We start from the raw sequence: 26,753 nt of genomic DNA, 5'->3' as shown, positions 1-26,753 counted from the left end.
GCAATTTAGATATATCGAAATAATAACAGAGGTTCCTATGAGAATACATCAATGCCGTCATGTTTATTCCTCACATCATGACGAACACCAACGAGGACACGGTGGCTGCTGCCACAATGGCGAGCACCAAGAACATCGCCATGGTCATGATCACAATGAATGCTGTCACGGCGAAGGGCGTCGTGGTCGTGGACACGGTGAAGATTGCCACGGCGAGGGTCGTCATGGTCGTGGACACGGTGAAGGCTGTCACGGCGAAGGGCGTCGCGGGCGTGGCAAAGGCTTACGTCGCCTATTTGACCATGGAGATTTGCACATTATGGTGCTCTCTTTAGTGGCAAAAAAACCGAGCTATGGCTATGAAATCATCAAAGACATCCAAGAAGCATCCAATGGCTTATATGTACCAAGCCCAGGGGTCATCTACCCAACCTTAACCCTATTGGAAGAACAAGGCTTTTTGGAATCCCAAATTGTCGAGCGTAACCGCAAAAGTTTCTCTATTACGCCTGAAGGAGCTGAACACCTCGCGCAGAATAAAGAAACTGAAGCCGTTATCAGCCGTAAATTAGCCAAAGCCCGTGAGCTACAGCAAGGCAGCAATTTATCGGAAGATATCGAGATGGCGGTGAGCCGTTTTAAAGCCCTGCTCCGCCATAAAATGGTGCTCAAGCAATTAAATGAAGAACAAACTCATCAAATTGCGGCGATCATCAATGATGCTGTCAAACAAATTGAAGAAGTGAATACGTTATTAACTGACAGTAATGACGAATAAACCTTTTTATATCTCTAAAAATACCAACGGTGTGGTGCAGATCAATGGCACTGCGCCGTTTTTGTTTCCTTTCTTTATTAATTGCACCATATTGGTGCGATAAATCTTTTCCTTGCACCAATACAGCGCAGTGATAGACTGTTTTTTAGCCTAACCATTGCCATCTTCTTGTCATCATCCCCATTTACGATGATTTTAAAAGTTGGCACGCTTTTCGCTTATATAACCCTAGAGAGCTTGCAATGTTGTTAATGAAATAATCATTAATCTTGTGAAGCCAGATAAACCAACTTATGCACACCTTAATTGCTGCGTAAGTTGATTAGACCCGACCAGGAGAGCCGAGAATGTCCGCTAAACATGTTTTATCGTTAATCGAAGAGCACAATGTAAGATTTATTGATCTGCGTTTTACTGATACCAAAGGTAAAGAGCAACACATCACTATCCCTGCTCATCAAGTTGACGAGGACTTCTTTGAAGAAGGCCAAATGTTTGATGGCTCATCCATCGGTGGCTGGAAAGGCATCAACGAGTCTGACATGGTATTAATGCCTGACGCATCTACCGCAATGTTAGACCCATTCTACGCCGATAATACCTTAATCATCCGTTGCGATATTTTAGAGCCAGGCACTATGCAAGGCTACGATCGCGACCCTCGCTCTATCTCTAAACGCGCTGAAGATTTCCTGCGCTCTAGCGGCATTGCGGATATGGTGTTATTTGGACCTGAACCAGAATTTTTCGTGTTCGATGACATCCGCTTCGGCAACAGCATGCACAGCAGCTACTATCACATTGATGATATCGAAGCCGCATGGAACACTGGCACTAAATACGAAGGCGGTAACAAAGGTCACCGTCCAGCGGTGAAAGGCGGTTACTTCCCAGTACCACCAGTAGACTCATCACAAGATTTACGTTCAGCTATGTGTACCACAATGGAAGAGATGGGCTTAGTAGTTGAAGCTCACCACCATGAAGTGGCAACTGCAGGTCAAAACGAAATCGCAACTCGCTTTAATACCATGACCAAAAAAGCGGATGAGACTCAAATTTACAAATACGTTGTCCATAACGTTGCACACGCATACGGCAAGACTGCGACCTTTATGCCAAAACCATTAGTGGGTGATAACGGTTCCGGTATGCACTGCCACATGTCGTTATCTAAAGGTGGCGTGAACCTGTTTGCAGGTGACAAATATGGCGGATTATCTGAGATGGCGCTGTACTACATCGGCGGTATCATCAAACACGCTCGCGCACTGAACGCATTCACTAACCCAACGACTAACTCCTACAAGCGTTTAGTCCCAGGTTTTGAAGCACCAGTCATGCTGGCTTACTCTGCACGTAACCGCTCTGCTTCTATCCGTATCCCAGTGGTCGCAAGCACGAAAGCACGTCGTATCGAAGTTCGCTTCCCAGACCCAGCAGCTAACCCATACTTAGCGTTTGCTGCTCAGTTAATGGCGGGTCTTGATGGCATCATCAACAAGATCCACCCGGGCGATGCAATGGACAAAAACCTGTACGACTTACCGCCAGAAGAAGCCAAAGAGATCCCAACTGTTGCGAACTCTTTAGAAGAAGCACTGGCTGAACTGGATAAAAACCGTGAGTTCTTAACTCGTGGTGGTGTATTTACTGACGACGCTATCGACGCTTACATCGAATTACTACGTGCCGATATCCAACGCGTTCGTATGACGCCACACCCACTCGAATTTGAAATGTACTACAGTGCGTAACACGCCGTTCCACTGATAGTCTTTGTTGCCGTGAAGCACTTGCCCCATCTTTGGATGGGGCCTTTTCTCTGCACCGAGTGATAAACAGCAAATATTGGCTTCGACGTATCGGTTAATCAGTAAATAACGTATAATGCACCAAAATAGTGCAGGAGCAATATTACATGAAAGCCGAGCATTTACCTGTCCCCGAACATCTCCTCGATTCCTTAATTAACAGCGTATTAGTGCTGGATTACGATTTAATCATCCATTATGCCAATCATGCGGCCTTACAAATTTTGGCACAAAGCCCCCGTAAGCTCTATGGCACGCCGCTCCCGTTACTATTCAATTATTGTTCATTAAATGATGAGCAGATGCTCAATAGCCTCAAAACAGGCCATAGTTTTACCGAAAACGAAGTGACTCTGGTGCTCAATAACCACTCTCACATGATGTCTTTGAGTGCTCAGCCCTTATCCGACCAATTTATTCTTGTCGAACTGTCCCAATTAGATAGCCAGCGACGCCTTAGCCAAGAGTTAGCGCAAAATGCCCAGCAGCTTGCTGCCCGTGAATTGATCCGTGGGCTTGCCCATGAAATCAAAAATCCATTAGGGGGATTACGTGGTGCGGCGCAATTATTGTCTAAGGCGCTGCCCGACCCGCAGCTAAACGAATATACCCAAGTGATTATTGAGCAAGCCGACCGCTTACGCGCGTTGGTTGATAGGCTACTAGGCCCTCAATATCCGGGACCAAAAACCGAGCAAAGTATCCATCATAGTGTGGAAAATGTGATGCGTTTAGTTGGATTAGAAAAACCGGACAATATCACGCTGGTTCGCGATTACGATCCAAGCCTCCCCGACCTTGAATATTATCCAGACCAAGTGGAGCAAGTGCTACTCAACATCACGCGTAATGCCTTGCAAGCGCTTGGCGATACGGGTGGCACCATCACTTTACGCACTCGCACTGCATTCCAAGTGATGCTGCAAGGAGAGCGCTATAGGCTGGCTGCACGGATTGATATTGAAGATAACGGGCCCGGTATTCCACTTACTATCCAAGATACGCTATTTTACCCGATGGTTAGTGGTCGCCCTGATGGCACCGGCTTAGGCTTATCTATTGCACGCAGCTTAGTGGATCAACATGCGGGGAAAATTGAGTTTACCAGTTGGCCGGGTCACACCGCGTTTTCTATTTATCTACCCATCAAAAAATAGGAGATAGCCATGCAAAAGGGAAAAATCTGGGTTGTTGACGATGACAGTTCAATCCGCTGGGTACTGGAACGCGCACTCAACAGTGCCGAACTTAATTGCACCTGTTTTGATAGCGCCGATGCGGTGCTTGCTGCCCTCAACAATGACGTCCCTGACGTATTGCTCTCCGATATTCGTATGCCAGGTATGGACGGGCTTGCTTTACTCTCCCAGATAAAACAGTCCCATCCATTACTGCCGATTATTATCATGACCGCGCACTCGGATTTAGATGCCGCTGTTAATGCCTATCAATCAGGTGCCTTTGACTATCTCCCTAAACCTTTTGATATCGATGAAACCGTCGCCTTAGTGGAGCGGGCGCTAAGCCATAGCCGTGAGCAAAACAGTACTGCTAGCGATAAACCGCAAACCACCGTGATTTCGTCAACGATGATCGGTGAAGCCCCTGCCATGCAGGAGGTATATCGAATTATTGGGCGTCTTTCCCGCTCCTCGATCAGTGTGCTTATCAACGGGGAATCCGGTACAGGTAAAGAGCTCGTTGCCCACGCGTTGCATCAACACAGCCCACGCGCCAACGAACCTTTTATCGCCTTAAATATGGCGGCAATCCCAAAAGATTTAATTGAATCCGAGCTATTTGGTCATGAAAAAGGAGCTTTCACAGGCGCATCCCAAGTTCGCCAAGGACGTTTTGAGCAAGCCAATCGAGGTTCACTATTCCTCGATGAAATCGGTGATATGCCGCTGGATGTGCAAACGCGTTTATTGCGAGTACTGGCTGAAGGACAATTTTACCGAATTGGTGGCTATACCCCTGTTAAAGTCGATGTCCGTATTATCGCAGCTACCCACCAAAATTTGGAAAAACGCGTAGAGGAAGGGCTATTTCGTGAAGACTTATTCCATCGATTGAATGTCATCCGAGTGCAATTACCGCCATTGCGCGAACGCGTTGAAGATATTCCTCGTCTCGCCCATTACTTTTTGCAAAATACCGCCAAAGAATTGGGCGTTGAAAGCAAAGTTCTCCACCCTGATAGCATTAAACTTTTACAGCACTACCCTTGGTCAGGTAACGTACGTCAATTAGAGAATGTCTGTCGGTGGTTAACCGTCATGGCTGCCAGCCAAGAAGTGCTGCCACAAGATTTACCGAGCGATCTGTTTGGTAAACAAGAATCCACCAAAGTGACTAAAGATCCGCGTTCACCATCCACTAACGCAGTCGATCCTAATACCACATGGTGTGATCTCTTAGAGAAATGGACCGATCTCGCGTTACACGCTGGTAAACAAGATCTGTTTAATGATGCCATGCCATTACTTGAAAAAACCATGCTCAATTGCGCACTTAAATATACCCACGGACATAAACAAGAAGCAGCGCGTTTATTAGGCTGGGGAAGAAATACCTTAACGAGAAAATTAAAAGAATTAGGCATAGAGAAATAACGTTACTGAATTTTAAAATAGCAGCGTTCTAATAATGAACATCGGGTAATAAATAAATTACCCGATATAATAAATAAACATCATCATTAGAATATCAAACTGTAATTATCAATAAACCTAAAAAAAAAGAAAACCTAAAAAAACAGAGGATAATAAAACAAAAAGACATCATATAAAGAAAAGGAAATAGATAAATACACATTTTTCTTTAAAAAAGAGAAAAGTCATAACGTAAATATCCAAATAATAATCTAAAATTAAAATAGAGCATGATAAGCTCATCGATTATTTTGGAGGTCTCCTTATGAAGAAAAATACATTTAAATTATTATTTCCGGTAATTTTATTGTTTTCAAGCCAACCTGCTATCTCTGTAGATGGTAATATTGAATTTATTGGTGAAATTATAGATCAAGCCTGTGAAGTAAAAACAGAATCAAAAAATATCCAAGTCAATCTAGGTCGAATTCCAAAAGCTAATCTGCCTAGTGTGGGAAGTAAATCAACATCGGTTCCGTTCACAATAAAATTAATTAATTGCCCTACCGCTATCACAAGCGCTAAAGTCTCATTTGATGCGATACCTTATACAAATGACAATACCGTTATAGCATTAAAGTCTACGTCTAATGCAACAGGCGTAGGTGTTCAGCTTACCGATTATAGAAATGCAATCATTACCTTGTTGTCACCATCCAGTGAATACCCTTTATCATCGAATGTTGAAAATGACCTTAATTTTACTGCCAATTATATCACCAAAGCGCTCCCTATTACTCCAGGTACAGCCAATGCCTCTGCAACTTTTTTGATTATTTATAACTAAGCTAATTTCAATAACTAATATCAATAGCTTTATCCAATATTGATGGTGAAAATATGAAGAACTACTTTTCTTTTTTTATATTGTTTTTTACTCTGATAACAACTGCATATGGTGGTGTTATTATTGGAGGGACCCGTGTTATTTATAACGAAGGTGCCAAAGATGCTAGTATAATCATTGAAAACCCTGATGAAATTGCTTATTTAATTCAATCATGGATTGATGATACTGAAAATAATCCTCAGTCAATCTTTTCTATTACGCCTCCGTTATTTAAACTCCCATCAGAAAGTACAAACACACTACGTATTTTTCTAACAGAGAACACATTACCAGATAATCGAGAATCGCTATTCTGGCTAAATATTAAGAACATTCCCTCGGTGAAATTTAAAGAAAACTCACTACAGATTGCCTTTAGATCTCAAATGAAATTAATCTATCGACCGTCATTATTAAAAGATGTCAATTTTAACAATGAGCAGAAAAAGATGATTTGGTCTAAAACAAAAAATACATTAACAGTAAAAAACCCAACTCCTTATTATATCAATTTTCAACGAATTTCCTTTAATGGAACAAACTTGAAAAATGTGACTTATGTAGCCCCTTTTTCTTCATCCTCTTTCAACATCAACGATCCCAGCCTTCATGGAACGGTTACATGGGAATTGATTAATGATTATGGTGCTTCAACCCAAGTTACAGAAAAGAGCATCTAAGTTTTCGTACTGGGAGGTGGAAATGAAAACATATATTTCTATTTTTTTGTGTTTTTTAAATATAGCATCTTCTCATGCCACCACTAAAATACAGAAAGATGATAGAGATATATCTGATAATGATATCGACTATTTTGAGTCAGATTTTCTAGAAGGTCGAAATAAAGAGAACATCGACTTATCTTTATTCGAGAGTCAAAAACAGTTAGCTGGTAGCTATTTTGTCTACATCTACGTGAATAAAAATTATATTGATGCTCAAAAAATATTATTCAATCAAGGTGACCAGAATAAATTAATACCATGCTTATCTTTGACTGATTTAAAGCAATTTGGTATCAAAACTGAGCTGTTTCCCGCCCTACAAAAAGACCAATCCGCTTGTACAAACTTATCCGCGATCCCAGATGCGAAAAGTGAGTTTGATTTTAACACTCAACGCTTATATCTCAGCATGCCGCAAATCGCCTTGAACAATACTCCTAGAGGCTACATCGATTTATCTCAAGTGGATAATGGCATCAATGCTGCAATGCTAAACTACAGCTACAATGGCTCAAAAGATCACAGTCGAACGCATAACGGTACCACAACAACGAACTATATTAACTTACGCCCGAGCCTTAATTGGGGCTCATGGCGTTTTCGTAACTACTCCACATGGTCGAACAATGGCTACCAACCCAGCCAATGGAATAACGTTTACACTTATGGTACACGCAATATTAATCAGATCAAAAGCCAGCTAACTGTAGGTGATGGAGTCACACCTTCAATGGTTTTTGACAGTGTTTCCTTTAGAGGAATTCAATTAGCAACTGACAATGAAATGTATCCAGAAAGTTTACGTGGGTATGCCCCAACAGTAAGAGGCATTGCACGTAGTAACGCACAAATTACTATTCGACAAAACAGCTATATTATTTATCAGACCAACGTTGCAGCGGGTCCTTTCGAAATCAATGATCTCTATCCTACTGGTAGCAGCGGTGACTTACAGGTGACGATTAAGGAATCGAATGGCTCTGAACAACATCAAATTGTCCCCTTCGCATCTTTACCGATCTTACAGCGAGAAGGCTATCTATTTTACAGTATGACGGGGGGGCAATATCGCTCTTATAACAATCATGTAGATCAACAAGATTTTACACAATTGTCTCTCGTCTATGGATTACCGAATAGTATGACTGCATATGGAGGCATTCAATATAGTGATAATTATCAAGCTCAATCACTAGGTCTTGGTAAAAACTTAGGGGATTTCGGCGCACTTTCTGTTGATATCACATATGCCCATTCCACTCCCAATAATAGCGCCTCAACCCAAGGGCAATCCTATCGATTTCGCTACAATAAAAACCTCAACCAAATGGGCACAAATATCACCTTAGCAGGCTATCGCTACTCAACTAGTGGCTACTACAGCTTATCTGAAGTTTTTGACGGATACCAAAACACTGACTCAACCCAACAAATTGAACGACGCCGTAATCGAATAGAAACATCCATTAGCCAAAGTTTATCGGAGAATTATGGTTCAGTTTCTGTTAGCTATGTTAATGAAGATTATTGGAACAGCCATCGCAAAACAGAGTCATCCAATATCAGTTATAGCAATACTTGGGAATCAATTAGCTATAGTTTAAACTATACTTATGATAAAAATACCTATTCTTATCAAGGCATTGCAAACCCAGCTTTCAATCATAATGCGAATCATTTATTCGCCTTTTCAATCAGCGTTCCTTTTGATTTTTTTGATGATACTGCCTACCTCAATTTCAACACAAATTTTAGCAATAAAAATAGCAATTCAAGCACCGTGGGCATTTCCGCCTCTCAGCTAAATAACCGTTTCAATTGGAGCATGCAACAAGGCTATACCAATGATAACCGGCAAAATACTGGCAATTTCAACGCCAGTTATAAAGGGCAAATCGGCTCAATCAATGGAGGAAGCGGATATACTAGCGATAACTATAACCTCTACTATGGTGCAAATGGCAGCCTCCTCATTCATTCCGAGGGGATTGTTTTAGGTCAACAACTCGGGGAAACCGCAGCTTTAGTTGAAATTCCTCAAGCTCCCAATATCCCAATTACTAATAATGCGGGCGTGAGCACAAATGCTCAAGGTTATGCATTAGTGCCTAATATCAGCCCCTACCGTAAAAATATGATTGGGATTGACGTATCTGATATACCAGAAAATACCGAGATGGAAATAACAAGTCAGACCGTTGTGCCTAGCCGAGGCGCTATTGTCAAAACGCATTTCCAAGCAAACCTTGGCTATCGTGCATTTATTACATTGTCCATGAGTAATGGGCAACTCGTTCCATTTGGGGCGCAAGCGATATCCACAGATCACCATATCCCGCTAGGAATGGTCGATGCTCACGGTAAAATTTTCTTATCTGGATTAAATGAACAAGGTCGTTTTGATATCCAATTTAATAATCAACCACTTTGTCATGTGCAATACAGCTTAGTGAATCAACCCAACTACCTTGGTTTGTATAAAACAACCGCGATTTGCCATTAAAAGAGGCCTATATGAACCATTCATTTTCTCTAAAGCTGATATTTATGTTGATGAGTTTATTTCTGTATTCGCAATATACGACAGCTGCGTGCATCCAAAATCCGAGATTTATGAATTTACAGTTCTATGTACCAAACCGAACATTCAACATTATGTATGATGATATAACAACCAAAGACTTAGATACCATCGTAATACCTTATGGCACAGGTCCAATCAATACAAATAGCAGTAGCGGTAGTGATTGCGGTACCACTGACTTACATGGGAGGTTTATTAATGGTTGGATACCAGTCAACAATTTTGCCCCGACTAATATTCCCGGAATTAGTGTGGCAGTACAAACAGGAGCAAAGGCTTGGTTCAATTATTTAATCCCAGGTAAGCCTATTTCAAACTGGAATATTGTCGAAACTCAGTGGATCATCGTTTTCAGAAAAACAGGAAGAGTATCACAACCTGGTACGTTAACTTCTGGGCGAGTCGCTCAAATGTACCAAACAAATACCAGACCAACGAATTCAACGTGGTATTTAACTACCCTCAATATACCAGCAAATGCTATTCGTATTAACGTATTAAGTTGCTCAACAAAAAGTAAAACATACAACATTGATATGGGGGACTGGAATGAAAATCATTTTAAAAAAATCAACGACACAAGTACCCCCGTTGCAATTCCAATCGCACTGACTTGCATGGCTGGCACTAATATAAAAGCAACCATCACCAGTAATGCGGGATATGCCGATGCAACAACAGGAAAACTAAAATTATTCGGTAATAACTCAGCAACGGGTATTGCTATTCAACTGTTAGATAAAAATAGCAATCCCATTCGTTTAAATTACAAGAATAGCTTACAGGATAATGTTCCCAACGGTGATTACCTATTTAACTGGAAAGCACGTTACATACAGATAGCTCCGACGATTACGCCGGGAATGGCGAACTCAACCGCTGTTGTTAATATTCTCTATGAATAGGATAAACCATGAAAAGTAACTGGGTTTCCTTCATTTTGTTCGGGTCTTTATTATTGAGTTTCTACGGTATCGCAGGAGATAGCATCACCTTAAATTTTAACGGCAATATAAAAGCGGCGCCTTGCCAGATAGAACAAACTAATTATGTAATTGATTTAAAAGCAACTAATATTGTAAACCTTCGCAATGGTCAACAAGCTCCATGGGTAGGCTTTAGTATTAAATTAAAAGATTGCCCTACGAATACCCGTGAATCTATTGTGACATTAACAGGAACCGTTGAGCCCACTAATTCAGATTATTTTATCAACAGCGGCACAGCGAAAAATGTCGCTTTAGATTTAGTCACGGGAACCAGTTTAAGCCGCGTAAAAAACGGAACCCAAATTACAACGCCAATTAACGTACAAACTCGCCAAGCTGAAATTCCTTTTTCTGCGCGTGTCACTAGCTTGAATAATGCCATGGTTGCGGGCACCTTTCGCAGCCATGTCGAGTTTACTTTCACATATAATTAGTTCATTTTTTACACACAGTGTGCCCTATGAAAAACTATCACTGTTACTTATATAAATTGAGAGGTGCAAAATGCATGATATATACCCAATATCCGAAATCATTGGTCATAAAATAAAATTTCTTCGAGAGCGAAAAATATTGTCGTTGCAGGAAGTTGCGAATGCGATCGGTATTGATGAAATACAACAAGCTCGTTATGAAAAGGGACAATCTCGAATTCCGATTGATAAATTAAAGCAGTATGCCAACTACTTCGAGATTAACATGGTGACTTTTTTTATTTTTACTGAGAAAGAAAAGAAAACAATCAGAGCGTATGTACAAAAAAAAGCAGGTTCATAATCTGATTGTTTTTTTGAATATAAAAATAAAATTAGTCATTATTAATATAGCCTCTCATTCAGATTATTGAAATGAGATATAAAAACACATCAAAAATTCACTTAAATTATATCAAATAACAATTAAGTATAATTTAGATGATTATTTTACAACACTCCTAGTCACCATTAGAAAAACAAATGAAACATTAATTCACCCCTCCCACTCATACGGTGTATCTCCTTAACTAACCATTAGCAATATGTAAATAATGAAATTAAATATTTATTTTAAATACTCATTTTAAGTATCATTTAAAAACATCCACACTTATAAAAATAACCTATTAAAAAACCCAACTTCTACCGTGATTTAAAAAACAAAAACAGAACAAAGTAAACAATCAATTAAATCTAAAAAACCAAAAACTTGTTTAATGTTAAAATAAAATTCAAAATATCCGTCAATTGGGTAATTCATTATTTTAATGAACCTCAATTATTCAAATAAAATATCTCTCGGAGAAAATAAATGAAAAAGAATTTACTGGCATCGTTAATTGCTGCGTCTTCTATTTTTGCTGTAAATAGTGCATTAGCGGCAGATGGAACTATTGATTTCACGGGTGAAATCACTGACCAAGCGTGTGAATTAGCCGCTGGCTCTGACGCATTAAAAGTGAACTTAGGTAAAGTATCTAAGAAAGCATTACCAAGTGCAGGAAGTACTGCCGCTGCAACAAAATTTACTATTAAATTAATTAATTAATTGCCCAACAACTGTGACATCAGCATCCGTAAAATTTGATGCAACCTCTTACCCTGGAGATGACTCTGTTATTGAACTTAAAGATGCAGGTCAATCTGGTGTTGCTAAAGGTGTTGGTATCCAAATCACCGATGATGTAAATACCGTTATTCCTCTATTTACTGCATCTAAAGCTTATCCTTTGAAAGATGGTGTTGAAAATAACCTAGATTTTAGAGCTCGTTATATTGCTCAAACCGACAGCGTTGATGTGGGTTTAGCAAATGCAAATGCAACATTTACAATTAACTATAATTAATTAGTGATTAAGGTTTAAATAGAATTAAGCCTTAATATTCTATTCAATGGTGGTAATATGAAATTTATTGTTTACTCTCTTATCTCTTTATTCACGCTTATTAATACTGCTTATGCTGGTGTCATTATTGGTGGAACTCGTGTTATTTATTCTGAAGGAAATAAAGATGTGAGTATTTCTGTTGAAAATCCAGATAAAATCCCCTATTTAATACAATCTTGGATAGAAGGTATTGATGAAAAAAACAATCTGACTTCACTATCACACCACCATTATTTAGACTAAACCCTGAAAAAACTAATGCTTTGCGAATTTTTTTAACTGAAAACAAACTTCCTCAGGATAAAGAATCTTTATTCTGGCTAAATATAAAAACGATTCCAGCAACTGAGCGTACAGAAAACTCATTACAGATTGCATTTAAAACTCAGATGAAGCTAATTTATCGCCCTTCAATTATTAAAAATGTTAATTTTGAAGAAGAGCAAAAAAATTAACATGGTTGAAATCAGGAAAAACGCTTACTGTTAATAATCCAACGCCTTATTACATGAATTTCCAGAGCATTACGTTTAATGGAAAAAAAGTTAATGATGTTTCCTATGCAGCACCGCTGACAACCACAACGTTTGAAATTAATGATATGGCAACGAGTGGAACAATTAAATGGGAAGTTATTAATGACTATGGTGCTGCCGAAAAACCCGCCGAAATAAAAATATAGAAAATATAACAGTAGGTCACAACCCAATGAAAATAAATAAAATATGCTTTGGCCTATTTTTATATCTAGGCTATACGGTTTCACTGTATGCAGAAGATAATACAGATAATAACGTGTATTTCGACCCTGATTTTTTAGAACTACCGAATAAAGATGCCGTTGATTTAAGTCAGTTTGAAAATAATGAACAATTAGCTGGAAGTTACTATGTAGATATTTACGTTAACACTAACTTAATCGGTGCAAAAAACTTAATTTTGATAAGAACAGTGATAATCAATTAATACCCTGTTTATCTCTCGCTGATTTAACAGATTTCGGTGTAAAAACGGCTACATACCCTGAGTTACAAAGTACGGGCACTGACTGTGTGAATTTAGCCGCAATACCTGACGCTAAAAGTCACTTTGAGTTTGACTCACAACGGTTGTATTTGAGTATTCCGCAGATTGCCTTAGACAAAAACCCTCGCGGTTATGTGAATTTAGAGAATATTGATAATGGGATTAATGCCTTAATACTGAATTACAGCTATAGCGGCGCCAAAAATTATGACCGTAAAAAAGGGGGTTCTGATACGACTTCAAACTATGTGAATTTAAGACCTGGCTTAAATATTGGGGCTTGGCGCCTGCGCAACTATACCACTTGGTCGAGTCATGATGGTCAATCCAATAAATGGGATACGGTATACACCTACGCCTCTCGCGGTATTAATCGCATTAAAAGCCAGCTAACACTTGGAGATAGCGTATCACCATCAATGGTGTTTGATAGCGTGCCATTTCGAGGTGCTCAGTTAGCCACTGATGATGATATGTACCCTGAGAGTTTACGCGGCTATGCCCCCGTTGTTCGGGGAATCGCGCGTAGTAACGCACAAATTACTATCCGCCAGAATGGCTACACTATTTACCAAACCGAAGTGGCTGCTGGTCCTTTTGAAATCAATGATCTGTATCCTACTGGTGGCAGTGGCGACCTTCACGTCACTATCAAAGAATCAAATGGTAGCGAACAGTATCAAATTGTCCCATTTGCATCCTTACCTGTATTACAGCGTGAGGGCTATTTCTCTTATAGTGCAACTGGTGGACAATATCGCGCCTATGATAGCCAGTGGATAAAACACATTTTGGTCAATTTACTGCCATTTATGGTCTCCCTTATGGGATCACCGCCTATGGTGGGAGTCAATTCAGTGAAAAATATCAATCTTATTCCATTGGTGCGGGGCAAAACCTAGGGCAATTAGGTGCAGTGTCTATCGATGTCACCCATGCAAATGCCAAGTTTAGTGACGATAGCAAAGAACAAGGGCAATCTTACCGCTTCCGTTACAATAAAAATATCAATGATATAGGAACAAACATAGCCTTAGCAGGCTACCGATATTCCATAAAAGGTTACTATAGCTTATCGGAAGTATTTGATACTTTTAGAGACACTCACTATACGCCAGAAATTGAACGACGCCGTAACCGCGGCGAAATTACTCTCAGCCAAAACCTTGGGGAAAATTACGGATCATTATCGATTGGTTACGTAAATGAAGATTATTGGAATAGTGACAAAAAAACCCAGTCAGCCACACTAGGATACAGCAATAGCTGGCAAGGCATCAGTTACGGCATTAATTACACCTATAACCGGGATACCAGCACATATGCTTATCAAGGGAAGAGCCAAGGTCAAAGTGAAAACGATCACCAACTCGCCTTAAACGTCAGTATTCCCATTAATCTATTTGATAGTACTTTTTACTACAACCTCAATACAAACAGCAGTAGCGGCGGTCCAAACTCTGGAAATATGGGACTTTCGGCTAGCCAATTGGATAACCGCCTCAACTGGAGTATTCAACAAGGTTATACCTCCCAAGGGCAAGGCGCATCTGGGAAATTAGCCTTATCTGGTGCGGATAAAGCCACTGGAGTAGCGATTCAATTACTAGATAAAAATAGTGTCCCCATAAAACTCAATACTAAAAATAGTTTACAAAATAGCGTGCCTGCCGGTGATTATATGTTTAATTGGAAAGCTCGTTATATTAAAACAGCAGATAAAATAACACCCGGAAGTGCGAATTCAACAGCCACTGTTAATATCCGTTATGAATAGGAAAAAATAATGAAAAAGTTAATACTCCCTTTATTCTTAGCGAATAGCCTATTCATCAGCGTAGGTGCTTTTTCTGCAAGTACAGTGACGCTTAATTTTAAAGGCAATATTAAAGCGGCAACTTGCAATATTTCTGGTGGAAATAACATCGATATTGACTTGAAACGAATGCCCGTCGATTTATTTAATCAGCCACAAAGTGGGTCTGATTGGAAAATGTTTAACATCGATATGAATAACTGCTCTTCTTATGTGAATCAAATAGTCCTCACATTTAGTGGAACCGCAGATACAAATAATATCAATGACCTATATAAAAATACGGGTACAGCAAAAAATATTGCAGTACAACTTGAAAGTGGGGATGGCACAACCCCGCTAGGCAATCAAAAAGTGTTACGGGTTCCGCTAGGTGGAAAAAACAGCCTCAGCATTCCGTTAAGAACCCGCGCATTTAGTGCGCTTGGTAATGCGAGTGCAGGTTCTGTTTCTGCCAATATTACAGCCACTATCACTTATCTATGAGGAAGAGAACAATGAAAAAAATCATACTTTCATTATTACTCCTAACATCTCCCTTAACGGTCATGGCGCAGGCTGCCAATATTCATGTCCATGGCTATGTCACCGCATTGCCATGTGAGTTAGAAAAAGCTAACTATCTTATTGACCTAAAAAAGGTCAATGTTTGGAATATTCGTGATACTCAAACATCTCCTTGGGTAGATTTTACGATTAAATTAAAAAATTGCCCTGTAGATACCCAAGAAGCGATGATGGTAATTAACGGAACACCAGATAATGTCGTAACCAATTACTTTATTAATAGTGGCAGTGCCAAAAATGTCGCATTAAATTTAGCTTATGGCGAAAATAAAATAACGGTAAAAAATGGCGAAAAAATTACGGCACCAGTCAATACCCAAACTCGTACCGTTGAAATACCACTATCCGCAAGAATGGCAGGATATGGTACAGGAATGACGGGGGGCTCTTTTAAAAGTCATCTTGACTTCACGCTTATTTATCATTAGTAAATCTTTAAGCGATAATCTTATTTTAACAAGCCAATTAAGACATTAAGTATTCACTAGATAAAAACAATGTTCCCTAATTGAAATTCTAATTATGAATCTCCATATAAAATAAATAACTTTAATTGAGGTGATATAAGTCAAGATATCAATATAAATACCTGATAGATATATATTTAAGGTAATGGTATTCATTTGCCTTCTGTTAACTCATTTAACATATCGCAAATAATAAAAAGAGGTTAAATAATGAAAAATAGCTACCCGGTCTCTGCTGTTATTGGATATAAAATAAGAGAACTACGTAAGGAAAAAGGGTTATCCCTACTTGCTGTAGCTAAAACTATTGGAATTAGTGAGCAACAGCAATTACGTTATGAACGTGGACATAATCGGATATCGATAGATCGGCTCAAACAATATGCTATTTACTTTAATATTAATATTAATGACTTCTTTTTATTTAATGAGCACGAAAAGGAAAAAATAAAAAGGGAACTGAGAAGAAAGCTAGAAATACAGTAATTTTACTTAATCCTACTGGTCATTATGATGAAAAAAATACATCCAAAATTGTCGGTGTCCGAATTAGGACACTGAGGAAAGATCGCAATATGAGTATCCAGCAGCTTAGTTCGCTATTGGGAATCAGTCAGCAACATCAATCTCGCCATGAACTAGGCGAAATGAGAATTCATGTTGATACACTTTATGCTATTTCAGAAATACTGGAGCTGGATATCCAAGAGTTAATGAGTGATTTTATCGATTCATATAGCTGTACATACACCTCTGATAAAAAGGAAAAAGACAATTTATTAGTCGCCGAATTGCTCTTATCACCAGAACAAAATTTCTCCTTATATAAATAACCAAATCAATATTGGCAGGAAATGACCTGCCAATATCACTGTCTACATATACTATTTGCTGTATTTGATACTCTTAATCAGGAGCAAACATGCACTTTAATTTAAAAAAAATATCTTTTTCTTTTTGTCTCTTTGTCTATTCTGGGTTTTCCTTTGCTGCATGTATTCAAAATCCTAGATTAAATAACATTACTGTTAATGTCCCGACCAGGACATATACCATTCAATATGATGATGCTTCATCTAAAGAACTTGGTCGATTTATTGTCACGTTTGCCAATGGCGATATTAATACCTATTCAGGTAAAAATGGACAATGCGGACAAGCTCGGCTCTATGCCAGCTATGTTAATGGTTGGGTGCCTAACGCGAATAAGGTTGCGGCGACCAATGTTGCCGGTATTAGTGTCGAAATTGTAGCCACTGCAATAGGCAGCATTAATGTCTACAGTCGCTACCCTGTTCAAGGACGACTACCTTGGACCATTGTTGCACCTCAATGGACCATGATCATTCGTAAAACAGGCGCGGTACCTCAATCTGGTAGCTTAAAGGCGGGCAGTGTGGCTCGGTTAATCCAAGATAATCCTAATCACGTTAACTGGAATTTATCTACTCTCAATATTCCCGCCAATGCCATTAAAATTAATGTTGCTAAATGTTCTACGAAGTCGAGCAACTACACCATTAACCTTGGCGAACGATACGATACTCAATTTAAAAATATTGGGGATGTGAGCACAAACGTCAATATCCCTATCACCCTTAGCTGTGCGGCAGGCACGAATATTAAAACAACCGTCACGAGCAGCGCAGGCTACGTGGATGCGGCAACTGGAAAGATTAAACTCTCTGGAACAGGCTCTGCCACTGGCATTGGTATACAATTGCTTGATAGAAATAACTCACCGATACAGCTTAATACTAAAAATAGCTTACAAAATAATGTTGCTAACGGAGATTATATTTTCAACTGGAAAGCCCGCTATGTAAAAACAGCCGAAAAAGTGACACCCGGTACAGCAAACTCCACTGCCACCGTGAATATTCGCTATGAATAATCAAATTAATTCTATCTGCTATTAATTTTACTTTAACCGTAGATAGAATTAACACATCAATACGCGACCACTTATAAAAATATAAAAAACCTAATAAAAAACGTTCTCATACTTATTTAGACTATTCATTTAAGAGCATTAGACTCCCTTCATTCTTTTTTAGATAATACATATTTGTACATTAGAAAAATCAAACCATCCTCATCCAAACTTTAAATTTAAATAATCACTATATGAGAGATGCGTTATAGTTTAAAATTACAAAATAATTATTTTTAGTTTTATATCGTTATTTCACTTTATCCCCCAATCTGATAAACCAGTAAAAAACAATAATTAAAAACGTTTAATCTTAAAAATAACGCATGTTGAGTTTATTTATTTATTAATTACTTAATATTTATAAACTGATTATATTTACCTAAAAACCCACCATCTTGTTTATTTATAAAAATAGTCGCAAAATACTCGTGCTTTGTGTAAGCAAACAAATAAATATATTTCCTCAATAAGATTGAATATCGAATTAAGTTTCGGAGAGTTAAAATGAAAAAACACGTTATTGCATCTTTAATTGCAACGAGCACCTTATTAATTTCTGCCCATGGTTTTGCAAAAGATGGCGATATTAATTTCACTGGTGAAATTATCGATAATGCCTGCCAACTCGCAACAGGTTCTGATGCTATCCAAGTGAATTTAGGTAAAGTATCTAAAACAGCATTACCAAGCACAGGCAGTACAGCAGCTGCAACCAAATTTACTATCCAATTAGAAAACTGCCCTGCTGCAGTCACTAGCGCAACCGTAAAATTCGATGGTGTTGCTTATGACGGTAACAACAACGTTCTACAAGTCACCAATCCAAATACATCAGGCGTTGCAACGGGTGTTGGGATCCAAATTCAAGACGTAAAAGGCGTTACTGTTCCACTGTATAGCATTTCTAATCCATACACATTGCAAGAAACCGTTGTGAATAACTTAGATTTTACTGCGCGTTATATCGCGATGTCTGACACAGTCACTGCGGGTCAAGCGAACTCAACTGCAACCTTCACGATTAACTATAACTAATTATTAATTATTAATTAAGGTTTATACGGATATAAGCCTTAATTATTCTTACTCAGTGGTGGCAATATGAAAACAATAATTTCTGTCTGTATCATGCTAATTGCGCTCAGCCAGTCGGCCTATGCAGGTGTGATTATCGGGGGAACTCGCGTCATTTATCCAGAAGGAAATAAGGACGTCAGTATTAGCGTCGAAAATCCGGATAAAGTGCCTTATTTAATTCAATCATGGATTGAAAATGCCAATGAAGGCAAGCAAACGGATTTTACTATTACGCCGCCACTTTTTCGTTTAAACCAAGAAAAAACCAATGCCCTGCGCATATTTTTAACCCAAAACACCCTGCCTAATGATAGGGAATCTTTATTTTGGCTGAATATTAAAACTATTCCTGCGACTGAAAAGAAAACGGAAAATTCATTAAAAATTGCTTTTAAAACTCAAATGAAGCTCATTTATCGACCGAGTGCAATAAGCAACGTGGATTTTGCGGAAGAACAAAAAAAATTAACGTGGTCGAAAGTGGGTACATCCATCACCGTTAAAAATCCGACGCCTTATTACATGAATTTTCAAAGTATCAGCTTTAATGGCAAAAAAGCGGAAAACATTTCGTACGTCGCCCCATTTTCAACCAAGTCCTTCACTATTCATAGTCCTGAACTGCACGGCACAATTAAATGGGAAGTGATTAATGATTATGGCTCAGCAAATAATCCGGCGGAAATAAAAATATAGCCTTAATAGCAATTAGGTTTATCTATGAAAATAAATAAAATATGCCTTAGCCTATTTATCGCCTTAGGCTATATTGCGACATCTTCAGCAGAACCAGAAACTTATTTTGACCCTGAGTTTCTTGAGCTGCCCAATAAAGAATCGGTAGATTTAAGTCAATTTGAGCGTAATGAGCAGTTGCCTGGTCAATATTATGTCGACATTTACATTAATAAGAGCCTCATTGGTTCAAAAAGTGTCACGTTTTCGACTAATGCTAAAAAAGAGCTAGAACCGTGCCTGACGCTCAGTGACTTAAAAGATGTCGGCGTTAAAGTTGCAGATTATCCTAATCTGCAAACCTCAGGGAATGCGTGCGTGAATCTATCAGCAATCCCTGATGCTAAAAGTGAGTTTGAATTTGGCTCTCAGCGGCTGTATTTAAGTATTCCGCAAATTGCGTTGAATATGAACCCACGGGGCTACGTCGATCTTGCTGCGATTGATGATGGGGTCAATGCGTTATTACTCAATTATAGCTATAACGGCTCACGTAATACGGATCGTAAAAATGATAAAAATAGCTCTAACTCTAACTATGTAAACCTACGTCCGGGACTCAATATCGGTCCGTGGCGTCTGCGTAATTACACCATATGGCAAAGTAGTGACGGGCAACGGAATAAATGGGACACGGTATACACCTATTTGAGCCGTAATATCAATGCGATAAAAAGCCAGTTAATTCTCGGGGATAGTACATCGCCTTCGGCTATTTTTGATAGTGTGCCCTTTCGTGGAGCCCAGCTTGCCACCGACGATGATATGAATCCAGAAAGCTTGCGAGGCTATGCGCCAGTAGTACGTGGTATTGCGCGCAGTAATGCGCAGATTACCATTCGTCAAAACGGCTACACCATTTACCAAACAGACGTTGCGGCAGGCCCTTTTGAAATTAACGATCTCTACCCAACAGGGGGAAGTGGAGACTTACACGTTACGATCAAAGAAGCCAACGGCAGCGAGCAGTATCAAATTATTCCGTATGCTTCTTTGCCGGTTTTACAGCGTGAAGGCTATGTCTCTTACAGTGTGACGGGCGGGCAATACCGCAGCTATGATAGCAGTGTGGATAAAAAACCCTTCGCACAATTCACATTGATCTACGGCTTACCGTGGGGGCTGACTGCCTTTGGCGGGAGTCAAGTGAGTGATAAGTATCAAGCTTATTCCGTTGGCGCAGGACAAAACTTAGGGCGATTTGGTGCGTTATCGATTGACGTCACCCACGCGAATTCCACCTTAAATAATGGCACCAGCGAAAGCGGGCAATCTTACCGCTTTCGTTATAACAAAAACCTGAATGACATCGGCACCAACATCGCGCTTGCTGGCTACCGTTATTCAACTCAAGGCTTTTACAGCCTGGCAGAAGTGTTTGACGGTTATCGAAAAAATGGTTTTAGCCCACTGTACGAACGCCGCCGCAACCGCGGGGAAATCACACTAAGCCAGAGCTTAGGAGATCGTTGGGGGTCGTTATCTGTCGGGTTCGTGAGTGAAGATTACTGGAACAGCGATCGCAAAACTCAGTCTACGACTATTGGCTATAACAATAGTTGGAACAATATCAGTTACGGGCTGAACTACAGTTACAACAAAAATACCAACCCGAACCAGAACAGTGGTGGACGTAATAATAAAGAGGATGATCATCAATTTGCCTTTACGGTCAGTGTGCCGTTTAGCGTGTTCGAAGACACCTTCTATTACAACTTTAACAGTACCAGCAGCAGTGCCAATGGCTCATCGGGCAGTATGGGGATTTCAGCAACTCAGCTAAATAACCGTTTGAATTGGAGCGCGCAGCAAAATTTCCCAACCCGAGATTCTGGCGCGTCAGGTAACTTGAATGGTAGCTATCGTGGGCAATACGGGGAAATTTCAGGAGGAACGGGCTACAGCACCAATAATTACACACTGTATTACGGTGCGAGTGGCAGTGTGGTGGCGCATTCCGGAGGAGTCGTATTAGGTCAGCAATTGGGTGAAACCGCTGCCTTAGTGGAGATTCCCGATGCTGCTAACGTTCCGATATTGAACCAAACCGGCGTACAGACTAACGGGCAAGGCTACGCATTAGTCCCCTATGTGACGGCTTATCGCAGTAATGGGATCCAGATTGATACCAGTAAATTACCAAGTGATACCGAAGTGGAGTTAACGACCCAGAATGTCGCGCCAAGCCGTGGAGCCATTGCCAAAGCCAGCTTTAATGCCAATGTAGGGTATCGCGCTATCATGACCTTACATTTTAAAGATGGTAAACCCGTGCCTTTCGGCGCACAGGCGGTTTTTCCGAACAATAATCAGCTCAATGCTATGGTCGGTAATGACGGAGAAATTTACCTGTCGGGAATGCCGGAAAGCGGTTCATATACCATTCAATATAACGATAAACAGCAGTGCCAAGTGACGTATAACTTAGCAGGTTTACCGAATTATATTGGCTTATATAAAACCACTGCGGTTTGCCAATAAGGAAAAATAAAATGAAAAAATTCATTATTCAATTCACATGTACTATAGGATGCTTATTTTTATATTCTGGCTACGGTTATTCTGCAGCCTGTGCTAAAAACGCCAAATTGAATAACCGAACTGAATATATTCCTGATAGAACATATACTATTCAATATGATGATAGTAGCACCACAGTTTTAGATACTATTACATTAACCTATGGAGCTGCACCTTTATCTGTAACTGCTAATCCAAGTGGCTGCTACAATATTGGACTACGACTACTCAACAGCGCACCAATAACAGATACGACGATATCTACATCTATTTCCGGTATTACTTTTACTGCTGAAACCGCGGGATTAACAGTACGCCAACCGTTTAGTTATTGGTACAGTAGTGCTTCATTAGTCAATATTCGTAGCCCTTCATGGATAATTAAAGTACAAAAGACCGGTTATGTCCGAACAGGCGGAACCTTGGATGCTCGGACTATAGGAACACTACAGGGGCTTGGCAATGAAAATGGTGTCAATACACACTGGATTTGGAATTTAACTACAGCGAAACTTCCCGCAAATACAATGAAAATTATTGTGCTAAGTTGTTCACTAAAAAATAATCAAAACACTTATAATATTAATATGGGTGATTGGTATGATACCCAATTTAAAAATATTAATGATACACAAGGAACGGTTGACATTCCTATTTCATTAAGTTGCTTATCAGGCACTAATATTAAGGTTACCGTCACATCTGATAATATTGATAATGCAGCAAATGGGCGATTAGGCTTAGTTGGTGCTAATAGTGCCAAGGGTATTGCAGTACAATTATTAAATAATGCAGGAAGCCCCATTACATTAAATCAGCAGTTTACCCAACAAGATGGCGTAACCCAAACAGATTATATTTTCGGGTGGAAAGCTCGCTATATTAAAACGGCCGCAACGGTCACACCAGGGACTGCAAATGCCAATGCCACTGTTAATATTCTTTATGAATAGGAATAGTTTATGAGAAATTTAATTATATTTATAATTAACCTCTGTATCCCATTAATAGCGAATGCCGGTGATACTGTCTATTTAAAGTTTACGGGAAATATAAAAGCAGCTACGTGTAATTTAACTGCTGGAAATAGTGTAGATATTGATCTAAATACATGGCCTGCAGACAGTTTTTACTCTGCTCAAAGTGGTACAGATTGGAAACCATTTACGCTCGAGTTAAAAGATTGCTCCTCGTTTATTAATAGCGTGAGATTAACATTTACAGGGACTGCGGACAGCACCGATATTACAAGCCTATACAAAAATAATGGGACAGCGACCAATATTGCCATCCAATTACAGAGTGGTGACGGTGCGACACCATTGGGGAATAGCAAAGTATTAACCATTCCGACCAACGGGCAGCCTTTGGTGAGCATTCCCCTACGTACACGGGCATTTTCCTCGCTCGGTAATGGTACCTCTGGCACCTTATCCGCCAATATTACTGCCACCATTACCTATTTATAAAAGGCTGACCATGAAAAGAATTTTATTCAGTTTACTGGGATTATTCACGCTACCTGCAATGGCGGAAAGCGTCAATATTTATGTGCACGGTAACGTAGTTACCATGCCCTGCAAAGTAGAAAATACCAGTTATAACGTGGAGCTTGGTAAGATAAACCGTTGGAATTATCGTAGCCCTGCTCAAAGCCCGTGGGTAGATTTTTCTATCAAATTAGTTAATTGCCCAGTATCAACAAAAAATGCCAAATTCAGTGTCAATGGTACAGCCGATGCTACGGACAATAACTATTTTGTGAATACCGGTAGCTCGACTGGCGGTTTACTCCATTTAGCGCAAAAGAGTAATAAAGCCACTATCAAGAATGGCAGTGTGCTAAATATCGTTATCAACAGCACCACAAAATCTGCTGAAATTCCATTATCTGCAAGAATGATTAGCCTTCAACCGATGTTCATGCCAGGAGACTTTAAAAGTCATTTAGAGTTTTCACTAAGTTATCCATAAAAGGTGATTGTAAATATATCATTCTAATAGCCTAGTGATATTTATATTTTATATCGGTTTTAAATAAGGAATATCTAATGGCTAATTATATTTCTTGTCGAAAATCAAAATATATTAAAACGGTAGCAATGGTAACATCGGGAATGGAAAATATGAATATCACTGTAAATATTCGCTATAAACAGATAGGAAATAGATTATTTATTACATATTTTATGAAATAGCAATTCTATTAGACAGTGAAAAAAGGAGTAAATGATGCCAGAATACTATCCTATTTCCCGAATTATTGGTAAGAAGATTACGTATTATAGGAAAATGAATGGAATGTCTCTTTGTGACATTTCTAAAATGATTAATGTCAGTGAACAACAGCAATCCCGCTATGAACGCGGTGTTAATCGTATTAATTTAGATAGGCTTCACCAATATGCTAGGATATTTAGTATTGACTTAATCGATTTTTTTGATCTCAATGAACATGATACCGATAATATAAAGCAGAATATTGAAAAACAATCCAATAAAGATAATACTAAATAGTAATTTAAGCATAATTGCCATTTATTGAGAAAAGTTTTCATTTATTGATCTAACACTATAGTTTCTTAGAGTAATTAATGCTAAGTTTATAATCATATTGAGCTCATTATACTTTATTAGATCATCGAACTAAGATTGATTTTTTTGAATTATTGATTTACTCACAGGGATACTCAATATGTCTAAAAATTATCTCATATCTCAAATGATCGATAGTAAAATCATTTACTATCGCAAAATGAATGGAGTCACATTACAGAAGCTTGCTGATACAATCGGTGTGAGCAAACAACAGCAGTCACGTTATGAAAGAGGAGTTAATAGAATTAGTTTAGATAGATTAGCTCAATATGCAAACTATTTTGATATTGATCTTAACTGTCTTTTAGACATCAATGATAAATAAGTATTTTGATATCTTCTATTTATTTAATAGTCATCGCTAAATAGCTCTCATAATAAATATACCTAGGAGTTAAAGGTATGGAGAAAATAGTATCAAAAGCTGTCGGTTTAAAAATAAGAGCCCTTAGAGAGAACCGCGGCATTAGTGGAAAACAACTGAGCGAACAAATGGGGATCAGTCAGCAACACTTATCACGCTACGAAAATGGCGATGTGAATATTCATGTGGATACGCTCTACCATTTTTCACTTATTTTCTCGGTCGACCCGAACTATTTCTTTGCGGAGTTTAATGAAATAACTGGCAGCCGCGAGGAGCAAGACAGTAAAAAAAGTTATTACGCCGCTGAGTCAGTGGTTGTTTAATGACTACTTTTCACAGCTCATTTTATTTTGCAATCGGTGCTTCAGAATTTAAGCACCGATTTATCATCTATAACCCATTCCCGTTATTGGATTCTTCCAGTAACCATTGCTGAAAAATCGCCATTGCTGGTGTCATTGGTTTGGATTTTAATCGACTCAGCCAATAACCGCCTAGGGTCACGGAAATATCAAACGGTTGCACCAAACTCCCTGCACTTAGCTCCTGTTCAAACATACAACTTGGCGCAATCGCGATACCCTCCATAAGTAATGCCGCTTCCACCATTAAACGGGAAGAATCGAAAACAGGACCTTTCACTCGCCACGGCTCTACATTGGCAGCTAAAAACCATTTATCCCATTCATCTTTTCGGTAGGAACGCATTAATGGAAAGTTTTGCAAATCAATGGGGCTCTTAAGTTTACGGGCAATTTTTTCAGCGCAAAGTACCGTATGTGGTGCTGAAAATAATGGGGTATTTTCGACTAATGGCCATAGCCCTTCACCAAAGCGAATAGCAAAATCGGCTCCTTCCCCTGCGAGATTCACCACATTATTGTGCGTCATAATACGCAAATCGATATAGGGATAGCGTTCAGAAAAACGCGATAATCGTGGTAGCAGCCAACCGACCGCAAAGGTACCCACCACAGAAACATTCAGAACTTCATGATAATGGCCATCTTCGAATTGCTGCAATAATGATTCGATTTGGTCGAAAGATCGGCTAACCACAGGCAATAATGCCAAACCTTCATCTGTTAGCGCCAGCCCTCTTGGTAAACGAATAAATAGCTCCAAACCCAATTGCTCTTCCAGCGCACGAACTTGCTGGCTTACTGCGGCTTGAGTCACATTTAGCTCCATGCCCGCCCGCGTAAAGCTTAAGTGACGCGCTGATGCCTCAAAAGCTCTGAGAGCATTCAGCGGTAAACGGTAACGAGCGTTCTCAGCCATAAGATTTTCTTTTGCCTCATCGAATTTTATATCGTTTTAATTCATACGCGAAAAGCCGCATACTCCAACACCAGAATCACTCTTCCTTTGGTATGTGACCGCTTTTTGCTTGTCACTCATCATAAC

Annotated in this window: 25 protein-coding genes and 4 pseudogenes; 28 read left to right on the top strand and 1 reads right to left on the bottom strand. The window is 39.3% G+C overall.

All coding sequences use genetic code 11. From position 1 onward, the window contains the following. Positions 1–37 precede the first annotated feature (37 nt). From GKR48_RS17820 to GKR48_RS01385, 28 genes and pseudogenes are all read left to right on the top strand, one after another. Positions 38–778, top strand: a complete 741-nt coding sequence (locus tag GKR48_RS17820; protein ID WP_230088557.1) for a PadR family transcriptional regulator — start codon at positions 38–40, stop codon at positions 776–778. Positions 779–1,125: 347 nt separating this feature from the next. Continuing rightward, positions 1,126–2,535 (top strand): glutamate--ammonia ligase, encoded by a 1,410-nt coding sequence (gene glnA, locus GKR48_RS01510; protein WP_154626438.1) that lies wholly within the window; start codon positions 1,126–1,128, stop codon positions 2,533–2,535. A 164-nt stretch (positions 2,536–2,699) separates the two neighbouring features. Continuing rightward, on the top strand, positions 2,700–3,749 hold the full coding sequence (gene glnL, locus GKR48_RS01505) for a nitrogen regulation protein NR(II) (protein WP_154626436.1): 1,050 nt from the start codon (positions 2,700–2,702) through the stop codon (positions 3,747–3,749). 9 nt (positions 3,750–3,758) lie between these two features. After that, positions 3,759–5,207, top strand: a complete 1,449-nt coding sequence (gene glnG, locus GKR48_RS01500; RefSeq protein ID WP_154626435.1) for a nitrogen regulation protein NR(I) — start codon at positions 3,759–3,761, stop codon at positions 5,205–5,207. A 304-nt stretch (positions 5,208–5,511) separates the two neighbouring features. Next, positions 5,512–6,033, top strand: coding sequence for a fimbrial protein (locus tag GKR48_RS01495; RefSeq protein WP_154626433.1), 522 nt, complete (start codon positions 5,512–5,514; stop codon positions 6,031–6,033). Between the two features lie 53 nt (positions 6,034–6,086). After that, entirely contained in the window at positions 6,087–6,755 is a 669-nt protein-coding gene (locus GKR48_RS01490) for a fimbrial biogenesis chaperone (protein ID WP_154626431.1), read from the top strand. A gap of 22 nt (positions 6,756–6,777) precedes the next feature. Then, a complete protein-coding gene (locus GKR48_RS01485; RefSeq protein WP_154626429.1) occupies positions 6,778–9,303 on the top strand; it encodes a fimbria/pilus outer membrane usher protein in 2,526 nt (841 codons plus the stop codon). Between the two features lie 11 nt (positions 9,304–9,314). Next, on the top strand, positions 9,315–10,289 hold the full coding sequence (locus GKR48_RS01480; RefSeq protein WP_154626427.1) for a fimbrial protein: 975 nt from the start codon (positions 9,315–9,317) through the stop codon (positions 10,287–10,289). Between the two features lie 8 nt (positions 10,290–10,297). After that, entirely contained in the window at positions 10,298–10,807 is a 510-nt protein-coding gene (locus GKR48_RS01475; protein WP_154626425.1) for a fimbrial protein, read from the top strand. Between the two features lie 70 nt (positions 10,808–10,877). Then, positions 10,878–11,150 carry a helix-turn-helix domain-containing protein gene (locus GKR48_RS01470; RefSeq protein ID WP_154626423.1) on the top strand — a complete coding sequence of 91 codons (273 nt, stop codon included), beginning with the start codon at positions 10,878–10,880 and terminating at the stop codon, positions 11,148–11,150. A gap of 510 nt (positions 11,151–11,660) precedes the next feature. Continuing rightward, positions 11,661–12,195, top strand: a pseudogene (locus tag GKR48_RS01465) (fimbrial protein). Between the two features lie 57 nt (positions 12,196–12,252). Beyond that, positions 12,253–12,919: pseudogene (locus tag GKR48_RS01460) on the top strand (fimbrial biogenesis chaperone). 26 nt (positions 12,920–12,945) lie between these two features. After that, positions 12,946–14,833 (top strand): annotated as a pseudogene (locus tag GKR48_RS01455) (fimbria/pilus outer membrane usher protein); the annotation flags it as partial. A gap of 21 nt (positions 14,834–14,854) precedes the next feature. Beyond that, positions 14,855–15,040: pseudogene (locus GKR48_RS17720) on the top strand (fimbrial protein); the annotation flags it as partial. A 9-nt stretch (positions 15,041–15,049) separates the two neighbouring features. Beyond that, entirely contained in the window at positions 15,050–15,565 is a 516-nt protein-coding gene (locus tag GKR48_RS01450; protein ID WP_006659627.1) for a fimbrial protein, read from the top strand. 11 nt (positions 15,566–15,576) lie between these two features. Beyond that, positions 15,577–16,074, top strand: a complete 498-nt coding sequence (locus tag GKR48_RS01445; protein WP_154626421.1) for a fimbrial protein — start codon at positions 15,577–15,579, stop codon at positions 16,072–16,074. Between the two features lie 249 nt (positions 16,075–16,323). Beyond that, positions 16,324–16,599, top strand: a complete 276-nt coding sequence (locus GKR48_RS01440) for a helix-turn-helix domain-containing protein (protein WP_006659629.1) — start codon at positions 16,324–16,326, stop codon at positions 16,597–16,599. Next, a complete protein-coding gene (locus GKR48_RS01435; RefSeq protein ID WP_336431104.1) occupies positions 16,599–16,946 on the top strand; it encodes a helix-turn-helix domain-containing protein in 348 nt (115 codons plus the stop codon). Before GKR48_RS01440 ends, GKR48_RS01435 begins: the two co-directional genes overlap by 1 nt. 89 nt (positions 16,947–17,035) lie before the next feature. Continuing rightward, positions 17,036–18,007: a fimbrial protein gene (locus GKR48_RS01430; RefSeq protein ID WP_154626417.1), complete on the top strand. Its 972-nt coding sequence runs from the start codon at positions 17,036–17,038 to the stop codon at positions 18,005–18,007. A 546-nt stretch (positions 18,008–18,553) separates the two neighbouring features. Beyond that, on the top strand, positions 18,554–19,084 hold the full coding sequence (locus GKR48_RS01425) for a fimbrial protein (RefSeq protein WP_154626415.1): 531 nt from the start codon (positions 18,554–18,556) through the stop codon (positions 19,082–19,084). Between the two features lie 66 nt (positions 19,085–19,150). Beyond that, entirely contained in the window at positions 19,151–19,822 is a 672-nt protein-coding gene (locus tag GKR48_RS01420; RefSeq protein WP_154626413.1) for a fimbrial biogenesis chaperone, read from the top strand. A gap of 24 nt (positions 19,823–19,846) precedes the next feature. Continuing rightward, positions 19,847–22,342 (top strand): fimbria/pilus outer membrane usher protein, encoded by a 2,496-nt coding sequence (locus GKR48_RS01415; protein WP_154626411.1) that lies wholly within the window; start codon positions 19,847–19,849, stop codon positions 22,340–22,342. Between the two features lie 11 nt (positions 22,343–22,353). Continuing rightward, positions 22,354–23,334 carry a fimbrial protein gene (locus tag GKR48_RS01410; RefSeq protein WP_154626409.1) on the top strand — a complete coding sequence of 327 codons (981 nt, stop codon included), beginning with the start codon at positions 22,354–22,356 and terminating at the stop codon, positions 23,332–23,334. 9 nt (positions 23,335–23,343) lie between these two features. Further along, a complete protein-coding gene (locus tag GKR48_RS01405) occupies positions 23,344–23,850 on the top strand; it encodes a fimbrial protein (RefSeq protein ID WP_006663083.1) in 507 nt (168 codons plus the stop codon). A 10-nt stretch (positions 23,851–23,860) separates the two neighbouring features. Next, complete coding sequence (locus GKR48_RS01400) at positions 23,861–24,355, top strand: fimbrial protein (RefSeq protein WP_154626407.1); 495 nt, start codon at positions 23,861–23,863, stop codon at positions 24,353–24,355. A 258-nt stretch (positions 24,356–24,613) separates the two neighbouring features. Further along, positions 24,614–24,898 (top strand): helix-turn-helix domain-containing protein, encoded by a 285-nt coding sequence (locus GKR48_RS01395; protein WP_154626405.1) that lies wholly within the window; start codon positions 24,614–24,616, stop codon positions 24,896–24,898. Positions 24,899–25,076: 178 nt separating this feature from the next. Beyond that, a complete protein-coding gene (locus GKR48_RS01390) occupies positions 25,077–25,304 on the top strand; it encodes a helix-turn-helix domain-containing protein (protein ID WP_154626403.1) in 228 nt (75 codons plus the stop codon). A 77-nt stretch (positions 25,305–25,381) separates the two neighbouring features. Next, positions 25,382–25,669 (top strand): helix-turn-helix domain-containing protein, encoded by a 288-nt coding sequence (locus tag GKR48_RS01385; protein WP_154626401.1) that lies wholly within the window; start codon positions 25,382–25,384, stop codon positions 25,667–25,669. 67 nt (positions 25,670–25,736) lie between these two features. Here the strand turns inward: GKR48_RS01385 and GKR48_RS01380 are convergent, their stop codons facing one another. Continuing rightward, the gene (locus GKR48_RS01380) at positions 25,737–26,627 is read right to left on the bottom strand and encodes a LysR family transcriptional regulator (RefSeq protein ID WP_154626399.1); all 891 of its coding nucleotides are present in this window, start codon (positions 26,625–26,627) and stop codon (positions 25,737–25,739) included. Positions 26,628–26,753: the final 126 nt, after the last annotated feature.

Origin of the sequence: Providencia sp. wls1943 (assembly GCF_009706275.1) — a bacterium.
Classification (GTDB): domain Bacteria; phylum Pseudomonadota; class Gammaproteobacteria; order Enterobacterales; family Enterobacteriaceae; genus Providencia; species Providencia zhijiangensis.
The sequence above is the reverse complement of the archived record's forward strand: the minus strand, read 5'-3'. Positions and strand labels throughout refer to the sequence as shown.

What these genes read in the sequence shown, in the direction of transcription:
- GKR48_RS01445 (WP_154626421.1), top strand. Translation starts at nt 15,577, where the DNA reads ATGAAAAAAATCATACTTTCATTATTACTCCTAACATCTCCCTTAACG.
- GKR48_RS01440 (WP_006659629.1), top strand. Translation starts at nt 16,324, where the DNA reads ATGAAAAATAGCTACCCGGTCTCTGCTGTTATTGGATATAAAATAAGA.
- glnG (WP_154626435.1), top strand. Translation starts at nt 3,759, where the DNA reads ATGCAAAAGGGAAAAATCTGGGTTGTTGACGATGACAGTTCAATCCGC.
- GKR48_RS01400 (WP_154626407.1), top strand. Translation starts at nt 23,861, where the DNA reads ATGAAAAGAATTTTATTCAGTTTACTGGGATTATTCACGCTACCTGCA.
- GKR48_RS01450 (WP_006659627.1), top strand. Translation starts at nt 15,050, where the DNA reads ATGAAAAAGTTAATACTCCCTTTATTCTTAGCGAATAGCCTATTCATC.
- GKR48_RS01490 (WP_154626431.1), top strand. Translation starts at nt 6,087, where the DNA reads ATGAAGAACTACTTTTCTTTTTTTATATTGTTTTTTACTCTGATAACA.
- GKR48_RS17820 (WP_230088557.1), top strand. Translation starts at nt 38, where the DNA reads ATGAGAATACATCAATGCCGTCATGTTTATTCCTCACATCATGACGAA.
- GKR48_RS01385 (WP_154626401.1), top strand. Translation starts at nt 25,382, where the DNA reads ATGGAGAAAATAGTATCAAAAGCTGTCGGTTTAAAAATAAGAGCCCTT.
- GKR48_RS01425 (WP_154626415.1), top strand. Translation starts at nt 18,554, where the DNA reads ATGAAAAAACACGTTATTGCATCTTTAATTGCAACGAGCACCTTATTA.
- GKR48_RS01420 (WP_154626413.1), top strand. Translation starts at nt 19,151, where the DNA reads ATGAAAACAATAATTTCTGTCTGTATCATGCTAATTGCGCTCAGCCAG.
- GKR48_RS01415 (WP_154626411.1), top strand. Translation starts at nt 19,847, where the DNA reads ATGAAAATAAATAAAATATGCCTTAGCCTATTTATCGCCTTAGGCTAT.
- GKR48_RS01380 (WP_154626399.1), bottom strand. Translation starts at nt 26,627, where the DNA reads ATGGCTGAGAACGCTCGTTACCGTTTACCGCTGAATGCTCTCAGAGCT.
- GKR48_RS01405 (WP_006663083.1), top strand. Translation starts at nt 23,344, where the DNA reads ATGAGAAATTTAATTATATTTATAATTAACCTCTGTATCCCATTAATA.
- GKR48_RS01495 (WP_154626433.1), top strand. Translation starts at nt 5,512, where the DNA reads ATGAAGAAAAATACATTTAAATTATTATTTCCGGTAATTTTATTGTTT.
- GKR48_RS01395 (WP_154626405.1), top strand. Translation starts at nt 24,614, where the DNA reads ATGCCAGAATACTATCCTATTTCCCGAATTATTGGTAAGAAGATTACG.
- GKR48_RS01475 (WP_154626425.1), top strand. Translation starts at nt 10,298, where the DNA reads ATGAAAAGTAACTGGGTTTCCTTCATTTTGTTCGGGTCTTTATTATTG.
- GKR48_RS01430 (WP_154626417.1), top strand. Translation starts at nt 17,036, where the DNA reads ATGCACTTTAATTTAAAAAAAATATCTTTTTCTTTTTGTCTCTTTGTC.
- GKR48_RS01470 (WP_154626423.1), top strand. Translation starts at nt 10,878, where the DNA reads ATGCATGATATATACCCAATATCCGAAATCATTGGTCATAAAATAAAA.
- GKR48_RS01480 (WP_154626427.1), top strand. Translation starts at nt 9,315, where the DNA reads ATGAACCATTCATTTTCTCTAAAGCTGATATTTATGTTGATGAGTTTA.
- glnA (WP_154626438.1), top strand. Translation starts at nt 1,126, where the DNA reads ATGTCCGCTAAACATGTTTTATCGTTAATCGAAGAGCACAATGTAAGA.
- GKR48_RS01485 (WP_154626429.1), top strand. Translation starts at nt 6,778, where the DNA reads ATGAAAACATATATTTCTATTTTTTTGTGTTTTTTAAATATAGCATCT.
- GKR48_RS01390 (WP_154626403.1), top strand. Translation starts at nt 25,077, where the DNA reads ATGTCTAAAAATTATCTCATATCTCAAATGATCGATAGTAAAATCATT.
- GKR48_RS01410 (WP_154626409.1), top strand. Translation starts at nt 22,354, where the DNA reads ATGAAAAAATTCATTATTCAATTCACATGTACTATAGGATGCTTATTT.
- glnL (WP_154626436.1), top strand. Translation starts at nt 2,700, where the DNA reads ATGAAAGCCGAGCATTTACCTGTCCCCGAACATCTCCTCGATTCCTTA.